Consider the following 632-nt stretch of genomic DNA (forward strand, 5'->3'; position numbering starts at 1 on the left):
GGTACGCGGGCTTAAGGGAGGTGCTTGCCAGTCGACGCCGAGAAGTTGTGCTGGCCGCCCTCCACGATGCGTGCGTGGAAAACACTGCCCGGAGCAGGCGCGGTGTTCGGAGCAGCGCGGACGACGATTTGGCCGGACTCGGGGACATCCTCGCTGGAGGATCCAAGGTCGCCCTCGCCTACCAGCTTGCCGTAGAGGAAGGAATCGGAACCGAGTTCCTCCACGAAGTCGAGCTTGATTGGGATGGAAAGATCGGTGGACTCGCCTTCCGGAATGATCTCCAGTGCCTCCGGGCGGAAACCAATGGTGATGCGGCCATTATCCTCCGGCGTCATGGCGGCGAGGGTTTCCGGGGAAAGCTTGATGCGAGCGTGACCAGAGGTAGCGTCACCATCCTTGACCGAGAAGGTGCCCAAGTTCATGGCTGGGGAGCCGATGAAGCCGGCGACGAAGACGTTGGCGGGGCGGTCATAAAGCTCTCGGGGCGCGCCAACCTGCTGCAGGTAGCCATCCTTCAGCACCGCGATGCGGTCACCCATGGTCAAGGCCTCCGTCTGGTCGTGGGTGACGTAAACGGTGGTAACCCCAAGCTTGCGCTGCAGGGCTGCAATCTGGGTACGGGTCTGAACACG

Annotated in this window: 1 protein-coding gene; it reads right to left on the bottom strand. The window is 62.5% G+C overall.

Going from position 1 to position 632, the window contains the following annotated elements; translation table 11 throughout:
• Nucleotides 1-11: 11 nt before the first annotated feature.
• The coding region (locus H9627_RS14130) for an ABC transporter ATP-binding protein (protein ID WP_404826221.1) at nucleotides 12-632 on the bottom strand (621 nt) is incomplete at its 5' end.

The organism is Corynebacterium gallinarum (assembly GCF_014837045.1).
Lineage (GTDB): Bacteria > Actinomycetota > Actinomycetes > Mycobacteriales > Mycobacteriaceae > Corynebacterium > Corynebacterium gallinarum.